We start from the raw sequence: 8,294 nt of genomic DNA, 5'->3' as shown, positions 1-8,294 counted from the left end.
ACTTTTGAAGATGATCAACAAGTTATTTATCCAACAGAGAATGCACTAAAATCTTCAGGGAACTTACAAATTTTGTTTGGTAACCTTGCCTTAGAAGGTTCAGTTGCTAAAATTAGTGGTAAAGAAGGAAATTTATTTGAAGGAAAAGCAGTTGTTTTTGATGGTGAAGACAATGCAAATGCAGGAATTGGAGCAGGAAAAGTTTCAAGAGGAGATGTTGTAGTAATTAGATATGTTGGGCCAAAAGGAGGTCCAGGAATGCCAGAAATGCTAAAGCCAACTTCAATGATTATGGGAGCAGGTTTAGGAAAATCTGTAGCATTAATTACTGATGGACGTTTTTCAGGTGGAACACACGGTTTTGTGGTAGGTCACATTACTCCTGAAGCTCAATCAGGAGGTGCAATTGCATTGATAGAAGATGGAGACATAATTGTTATTGACGCTTCAACTAAAACCATCAATGTAAAATTAACTGATGAGGAATTGGCAAAGAGAAAAGCGAATTGGAAAGCTCCTGAGTTAAAACATAAAAAAGGAATATTATATAAATATGCTAAAACCGTTTCTTCAGCTTCTGAAGGTTGTGTAACGGATAAATTTTAAAAATATGGAGACATTAAAAAAAGATATTCAAAAAGGAATAACCGAAAAAACTGTTAGAATGACGGGTGCAGAAGCTGTAATAAAATGTTTATTAGCAGAAGGTGTTGATTTAGCATATGGTTATCCAGGTGGTGCAATTATGCCAATATATGATGAAATATACAAGTATCAAGATCAATTTCATCATGTATTAACACGTCATGAACAAGGAGCAACACATGCTGCACAAGGTTTTGCACGTGTAACTGGTAAGCCAGGAATTGTATTTGCAACTTCAGGTCCTGGAGCAACAAACTTAGTAACAGGTATTGCAGATGCTCAAATAGATTCTACACCATTGGTTTGTATAACTGGTCAAGTAGGTTCACATTTATTGGGTTCAGATGCATTTCAAGAGACTGATATTATTGGTATTTCAACTCCAGTAACAAAATGGAATCATCAAATTACAAAGGCAAGTGAAATTCCAGAAGTATTTGCAAAAGCATTTTACATCGCAAAATCGGGTCGTCCAGGTCCAGTTTTAATTGATATTACAAAAGATGCTCAATTTGAAGAGTTTGATTTTTCATACAAAAAGTGTGAGAAAATAAGAAGTTATAGAGCTATACCAAAACTAAATATAGATAAAGTTAAAGAAGCTGCAAAACTTATTAATAGTGCAAAAAAACCATTTATAGTTTGGGGACAAGGTGTTATTATTGGCGGTGCAGAACAAGAGTTTAAAAACTTTATTGAAAAAACTGATATTCCTTCAGCTTCAACAGCTTTAGGTCTTTCGGCTATAGAAACTAAACACCCTTTAAACGTTGGTATGGTTGGTATGCACGGAAATTATGCGCCAAATGTACTAACTAATTCTTGCGATGTCTTAATTGCAATTGGAATGCGTTTTGACGATCGTGTTACAGGAAATTTAGAAACCTACGCAAAACAAGCTAAGGTAATTCATTTTGATATTGACCCAGCTGAGATAGATAAAAACGTAATAACAGATGTTGCAGTTGTAGCTGATGTTAAAGAATCGTTGGTTGAAATTATGCAATATGTTCATAAAACTGAACATAAAGAATGGATGAATGAATTCCATAAATTATATGATGTTGAGATGAAAGCTGTAATTAACGACCAGTTAAATCCAACTAAAGACGGTTTAACAATGGGAGAAGTTATTGAAGGAATTAACAAAGAAACTAAAGGTGATGCCATTATGGTTTCTGATGTTGGTCAGCACCAAATGTTTGCCTGTCGTTATGCTGATTTTATTAAAACACGAAGCAATGTAACTTCGGGTGGTTTAGGAACTATGGGATTTGCGTTGCCAGCATCAATTGGTGCAAAAATGGGAGCGCCAGATCGTGAAGTTGTTGCAATTATTGGCGATGGAGGTTATCAAATGACATGTAATGAGTTGGGTACAATTCTTCAAACAAAAGTACCTGTTAAAATAGTAGTGTTGAACAATAGTTATTTAGGAATGGTTCGCCAGTGGCAAGAATTATTTTTTGATAAAAGATATGCTTCCACAGAAATGGTAAGTCCAGATTTTGTTAAGCTTGCAGGAGCTTATGATATTGAAGCGGTTAGAGTTTCTAAACGTGAAGATTTAGCAGCAGCAATAAAAACAATGATAGCTTCAAAAGAATCTTATTTTATGGAAGTTATTATAGAACAAGAAGATAATGTGTTCCCAATGATACCAACAGGAGCAAGTGTTTCAGATATAAGATTAAGTTAATTATGGAAGAAAAGAAAAATTTTACAGTTTCAGTTTATACTGAAAATAATATAGGATTATTAAACCGTATTTCAGCAATATTTTTAAAACGTCATATCAATATTGAAAGTATGACGGTTTCAAAATCTGAAATTGAAAACGTACATAGATTTACGTTTGTAGTTGAAGTACCTGAAACATTAATTAGAAAAGTTGTTGGTCAGTTAGAAAAACAAATAGAAGTTATTAGAGCTTTTTATCATACTGAAGATGAAATAATTTATCATGAAACAGCGTTGTTTAAAATTGCTTCAACGCATTTATATGATGAGAAAATTCAAGACAAATTAAAATTTAGAAGAGCGCATATAATTGCAATAACGGAGCGTTATTTTGTAATTGAAGCATCTGGATTAAAAGAAGATATAAATAGAATGTATGAAAAATTGAAACCATTTGGGTTATTACAGTTTGTTCGATCTGGACGTATTGCAATTACTCGACCTAAAATGGCGATATCAGAATTATTAGCAGAAATAAATTAAAAGGATAAAAGTAAGTTTTACGTCAATCTAAATTCATTTCAGGTTCTCAAACTAATTGATTATTAATATGATGAGATTCTGAAACAAGTTCAGAATGACGATTTTTAAAAGAACTTCATAAAACAAATAAATAAATTAAAAAATGGCAAATTATTTTAACACACTATCTTTAAGAGACAAATTAGATCAATTAGGAAAATGTAGATTTATGGACTCTTCAGAATTTAGTGGAGGTGTTGAAGCATTAAAAGGTAAAAAAATTGTAATTGTAGGTTGTGGAGCTCAAGGTTTGAACCAAGGTTTAAATATGAGAGATTCAGGATTAGATGTTTCTTATACATTAAGACCAGCAGCAATTTCAGAAAAAAGACAATCGTTTTTAAATGCTTCTGAAAACAATTTTAACGTTGGTGCGTATGAAGAAATGATTCCAACGGCTGATTTGTTAATTAACTTAACGCCTGATAAACAACACACAGCAGTAGTTTCTGCAGTAATGCCTTTAATGAAAAAAGGAGCTGCGTTGTCATACTCTCATGGGTTTAATATTGTTGAGGAAGGTATGCAAATACGTAAAGATATTACTGTAATTATGGTAGCTCCAAAATCACCTGGATCTGAAGTTCGTGAAGAATTTAAAAGAGGATTTGGTGTACCAACATTAATTGCCGTACACCCTGAAAACGATCCAGAAGGAAAAGGTTGGGATTATGCGAAAGCTTATGCCGTAGGAACTGGAGGTCATACAGCAGGAGTTTTAGAATCATCATTTGTTGCTGAGGTAAAATCAGATTTAATGGGGGAACAAACAATTCTTTGTGGATTGTTACAAACAGGTTCTATCTTATGTTTTGATAAAATGGTTGCTGAAGGTGTAGAGGCCGGTTACGCTTCAAAATTAATTCAATACGGTTGGGAAACTGTAACTGAAGCTTTAAAACATGGTGGAATTACAAATATGATGGACAGATTGTCTAATCCAGCAAAAGTAGCAGCATTTAAAGCTTCAGAAGAATTGAAAGATATTATGCGTCCGCTTTTCCAAAAACATATGGACGATATTATGTCTGGTCATTTTTCCAAAACAATGATGGAAGACTGGGCAAATGATGATGTTAATTTATTAACTTGGAGAGCAGCAACAGGAGATACAGCTTTTGAAAAAACACAAGCTTCAGACGTTGAAATTTCTGAACAAGAATATTTTGATAAAGGAGTGTTAATGGTAGCAATGGTTAAAGCAGGTGTGGAATTAGCTTTTGAAGCGATGACAGAATCAGGTATTATTGAAGAATCTGCGTACTACGAATCGTTACATGAAACTCCATTAATTGCAAATACAATTGCACGAAAAAAATTATTTGAAATGAACCGTGTAATTTCTGATACTGCTGAGTACGGATGTTATTTATTTGACCATGCATGTAAGCCTTTAATTGCTGATTATGTAAAAAATGCACCTAGTAATTTAGTTGGAAAACCTTTTAACGATGGTTCAAATAGTGCGGATAATAAAGAGTTAATTGAAGTAAATGATGCAATTAGAAATCATCCGGTAGAAGAGATTGGAGCGTATTTACGTGAGTCTATGACTGCGATGATTAAAATAGTTTAATTTAAAATTTGTTAAACCCATTTAATGAAAACAACTACTAAAAATAGCATTTCATTAGAAAAAATTTATAAAGCTCAACATAATATCAGAGGAGTTGTAGAACAAACTCCTTTGGTATTTATGAAGAGTTTTTCTGAACGCTACCAAGCAAAAATTTACTTTAAAAGAGAAGATTTACAAGTTGTACGTTCTTATAAAATTAGAGGTGCATATAATAAAATTCAAGGGTTATCAAAAGACGAATTAAAAAAAGGAATTGTTTGCGCAAGTGCTGGTAATCATGCACAAGGAGTTGCTTATGCTTGTCAGAAATTAAAAGTTAACGGAACAATTTTTATGCCTGTTACAACACCGCATCAAAAAATTGATCAGGTGAAAATGTTTGGTAGAGAGTTTGTTTCAATTCAACTTTTTGGTGATAGTTTTGATGATAGTCAAAAAGCAGCTGCAGAATTTTGTACAACAAATAAAAATACTTTTGTACACCCGTTTGATGATTTAGAAGTAATTGCAGGACAAGGAACAGTTGGTTTAGAAATTTTAAATGATGCAAAATCTCAAATAGATTATTTGTTTCTGCCAGTTGGTGGTGGAGGTTTAGCTTCAGGTGTTGGAAGCGTGTTTAAAACCTTAAGTCCAAACACAAAAATTATTGGAGTTGAACCTAAAGGAGCACCTTCATTAACTACTTCATTAGAAAAAGGAGAAAATACAACTTTAGAGACTATTGAAAAATTTGTTGACGGTGCAGCAGTAAAACGAATGGGTGAATTAACCTACAAGTTTTGTAAAGATTTATTAGACGCTACGGACACTATTTGTGAAGGGCTTATTTGTTCTACAATTTTAAAAGTGTATAATGAAAATGCAATGGTTGTTGAGCCAGCCGGAGCATTATCTATAGCTGCTCTAGAAGACTATAAAGAGGGTATAAAAGGAAAAACAGTAATTTGTGTGGTAAGTGGAGGTAATAATGATATTACCCGAATGGAAGAAATGAAAGAACGTGCTTTGTTTTATGAAGGATTAAAGCATTATTTTATTATTAAATTTCCACAGCGTGCAGGTGCTTTAAAAGAATTTGTAGTAGATGTTTTAGGACCAAATGATGATATTGCCTATTTTGAATATACAAAAAAACACAATAGAGATAAAGGACCAGCAGTAGTTGGAATTGAACTGGATTCAAAAGAAGATTTTGAACCTTTAGTAGCGAGAATGAAACAAAAAGAATTTTTAAGTGAATATTTAAATAATAATCCAGAGTTGTTTCAGTTTTTAATTTAGGAAGTAATTTATGATGTTAATTAAGTGTAGTTAAAAACAACAATTTGTTAAATAATAAACAAACTTAGGAGAATATTAATTTTTTTATGTACTATTGTACCAATGAAAATCAACAATTTAAATATTACTGTAAATACTCCCCGTCGCTCTTTCGACGTTTATCGCTGTGCGCGCTAATAATACCCTTTCAAAAAAACAGTTTATTAATTTTCATTTTTCAACAACAATTTTGCAACATATTTTTCACATAGTATTTCTTTTAAATTTAACAATAGTTATTTCAGAAATAATGGTTGTACGCTTTTTTTCTCGTCGCCCCGTAAGGGCGTAAAATTCTTTTGAAAATGGTGAGTCCGTTTTCCCTGTTAAAAAACATTAAAATTTAATTTTCAATATAAAAAAGAACTAGTGAAAGTTGTTATAGCCAATATATCACATATTAAATTTTCCGAAGTAATTTGTGAAACCATCAAAGAGTCTGCCAAAGTTAGAGGGACAGGTATTGCTGAAAGAACTCCAGAATATATAACCAAAAAAATTAGTACAGGTGATGCTGTAATTGCAATTCACAAAGGTGAGTTTGCAGGATTTTGTTATATAGAAACGTGGGATAACAAAGCATTTGTGGTAAATTCTGGGTTGATAGTACATCCTAATTTTAGAAATCAAGGATTGGCCAAAAAAATTAAAAAGCAAATTTTAGAGTATTCAAAAGAGAAATATCTTGATGCTAAAATATTTGGTATTACAACAGGCTTGGCTGTATTAAAAATTAATTATGAGCTAGGTTACCAGCCAGTTACTTTTTCTGAATTAACTACAGATGAAGCTTTTTGGAATGGTTGTAAAACGTGTAAAAATTACGATGTTTTACTAAGAACAGATAAAAAAATGTGCTTATGTACAGGTATGTTATACGATCCAAATTATGATAAAAAGGTGAAGGAACATCCGTACAATTCAAAAGTATTAAGCAGATTAAAAAGGATAAAACAAGCATTATTTCTTAAAAAAAATAAAAAATAACATGGATAAAGTAGTAGTTGCATATAGTGGCGGTTTAGACACTTCATATTGCGTAAAATATTTATTAAACGAATTAAATTTAGAGGTACACAGCGCACTTGTGAACACAGGTGGTTTTACGGCTAGTGAATTAGAAGTAGTAGAGAAAAAAGCCTACGAAATGGGTGTTTCTTCTCACGTAAATAAAAATATATTAGATAAATATTACAGTAAGGCTATTAAGTATATGGTTTTTGGAAATGTGTTAAAAAATAATACGTACCCACTTTCTGTAAGTGCTGAAAGAGTTTTTCAAGCCATTGAAGTTGTAGAATATGCAAAAGAAATTGGCGCAAAATACATTGCACACGGAAGTACTGGAGCAGGAAATGATCAGGTGAGATTTGATATGATTTTTCAAACCTTGGCTCCTGAAATTGAAATTATTACACCTGTTAGAGATTTAAAATTATCTAGACAAGAAGAAATAGCATATTTAAAAAAACACGGTGTTGATTATCCGTGGGAAAAAGCAAAATACTCCATAAATAAAGGAATTTGGGGAACAAGTATTGGTGGTGTTGAAACCTTAACATCACATCAACCATTACCAGAAGATGCCTATCCAAGTCAGTTAGAAAAGACGGAACCAACGGATGTAAAACTTCATTTTAAAAATGGAGAATTAGTTGGATTGAATGACGAAATTGATACACCGGTAAATACTATTTTAAAGCTAGAAGAATTGGCTTCTAAATATGCAATTGGTAGAGATATTCATGTAGGTGATACTATTGTTGGAATTAAAGGAAGAGTTGGTTTTGAAGCTGCAGCAGCAGTGGTAACTATAAAAGCACATCATTTGTTAGAAAAACATGTATTGTCTAAATGGCAACAAAACCTAAAAGAACAATTGGGGAGTACCTACGGAATGTTATTACATGATGGTCAATATTTTGAGCCTGCAATGCGTAATATTGAAGCATTTTTAGAAAGTTCTCAAGAAATGGTAACAGGGGAAGTTTTTGTAACACTAAAACCATATCACTTTAGTTTAAATGGAATAGAATCTAAACACGATTTAATGAAATCTAAATTTGGTGAATACGGAGAAACAAATAAAGCGTGGTCTGCAGAAGATGCAAAAGGCTTTATTAAAATTTTGGGAACAGCAAATAAAATTTATCACAGCGTAAATTCATAATTATGATAAAAGTTGGAATAGTTGGTGGTGCAGGTTATACGGCAGGTGAGTTAATTAGGTTACTAATTAATCATCCAAAAGTGGCTTTAAATTTTGTGTATAGTACTTCAAATGCAGGAAATTATATTTACAATGTACATCAAGATTTATTGGGTTCGTTAGATTTAAAATTTACAGACACCATAAATTCTGAAGTTGATGTGTTGTTTTTATGTTTGGGGCACGGAAATTCTAAAAAGTTTTTAGAACAACATCAATTTTCTAAGAACACTAAAATTATTGATTTAAGCAACGACTTTAGATTAGAAAATGATG

7 protein-coding genes and 1 pseudogene are annotated in these 8,294 nt (G+C 32.2%); all 8 read left to right on the top strand.

Going from position 1 to position 8,294, the window contains the following annotated elements; translation table 11 throughout:
• Positions 1-606: dihydroxy-acid dehydratase (locus tag GQ540_RS07500; RefSeq protein ID WP_291799625.1), on the top strand; the 606-nt coding region annotated here is incomplete at its 5' end.
• A 4-nt stretch (positions 607-610) separates the two neighbouring features.
• Positions 611-2,344: a biosynthetic-type acetolactate synthase large subunit gene (ilvB, locus tag GQ540_RS07495; RefSeq protein WP_291799622.1), complete on the top strand. Its 1,734-nt coding sequence runs from the start codon at positions 611-613 to the stop codon at positions 2,342-2,344.
• Between the two features lie 2 nt (positions 2,345-2,346).
• The gene (gene ilvN, locus GQ540_RS07490; protein WP_291799620.1) at positions 2,347-2,868 is read left to right on the top strand and encodes an acetolactate synthase small subunit; all 522 of its coding nucleotides are present in this window, start codon (positions 2,347-2,349) and stop codon (positions 2,866-2,868) included.
• 142 nt (positions 2,869-3,010) lie between these two features.
• On the top strand, positions 3,011-4,483 hold the full coding sequence (gene ilvC, locus GQ540_RS07485; RefSeq protein WP_291799618.1) for a ketol-acid reductoisomerase: 1,473 nt from the start codon (positions 3,011-3,013) through the stop codon (positions 4,481-4,483).
• 24 nt (positions 4,484-4,507) lie between these two features.
• The gene (gene ilvA / locus GQ540_RS07480) at positions 4,508-5,770 is read left to right on the top strand and encodes a threonine ammonia-lyase IlvA (protein ID WP_291799617.1); all 1,263 of its coding nucleotides are present in this window, start codon (positions 4,508-4,510) and stop codon (positions 5,768-5,770) included.
• A gap of 408 nt (positions 5,771-6,178) precedes the next feature.
• Complete coding sequence (locus GQ540_RS07475) at positions 6,179-6,796, top strand: GNAT family N-acetyltransferase (protein WP_291799616.1); 618 nt, start codon at positions 6,179-6,181, stop codon at positions 6,794-6,796.
• Between the two features lies 1 nt (position 6,797).
• Positions 6,798-7,979, top strand: coding sequence for an argininosuccinate synthase domain-containing protein (locus GQ540_RS07470; RefSeq protein WP_291799614.1), 1,182 nt, complete (start codon positions 6,798-6,800; stop codon positions 7,977-7,979).
• A 2-nt stretch (positions 7,980-7,981) separates the two neighbouring features.
• Positions 7,982-8,294 (top strand): annotated as a pseudogene (locus tag GQ540_RS07465) (N-acetyl-gamma-glutamyl-phosphate reductase); the annotation flags it as partial.

Origin of the sequence: Lutibacter sp. (genome assembly GCF_013139515.1) — a bacterium.
Classification (GTDB): Bacteria; Bacteroidota; Bacteroidia; order Flavobacteriales; family Flavobacteriaceae; genus Lutibacter.
The sequence above is the reverse complement of the archived record's forward strand: the minus strand, read 5'-3'. Positions and strand labels throughout refer to the sequence as shown.

Bases quoted from the DNA above. Each gene is read 5' to 3' on its own strand.
- GQ540_RS07470 (WP_291799614.1), top strand. From the start codon at position 6,798: ATGGATAAAGTAGTAGTTGCATATAGTGGCGGTTTAGACACTTCATAT.
- ilvN (WP_291799620.1), top strand. From the start codon at position 2,347: ATGGAAGAAAAGAAAAATTTTACAGTTTCAGTTTATACTGAAAATAAT.
- ilvB (WP_291799622.1), top strand. From the start codon at position 611: ATGGAGACATTAAAAAAAGATATTCAAAAAGGAATAACCGAAAAAACT.
- ilvC (WP_291799618.1), top strand. From the start codon at position 3,011: ATGGCAAATTATTTTAACACACTATCTTTAAGAGACAAATTAGATCAA.
- ilvA (WP_291799617.1), top strand. From the start codon at position 4,508: ATGAAAACAACTACTAAAAATAGCATTTCATTAGAAAAAATTTATAAA.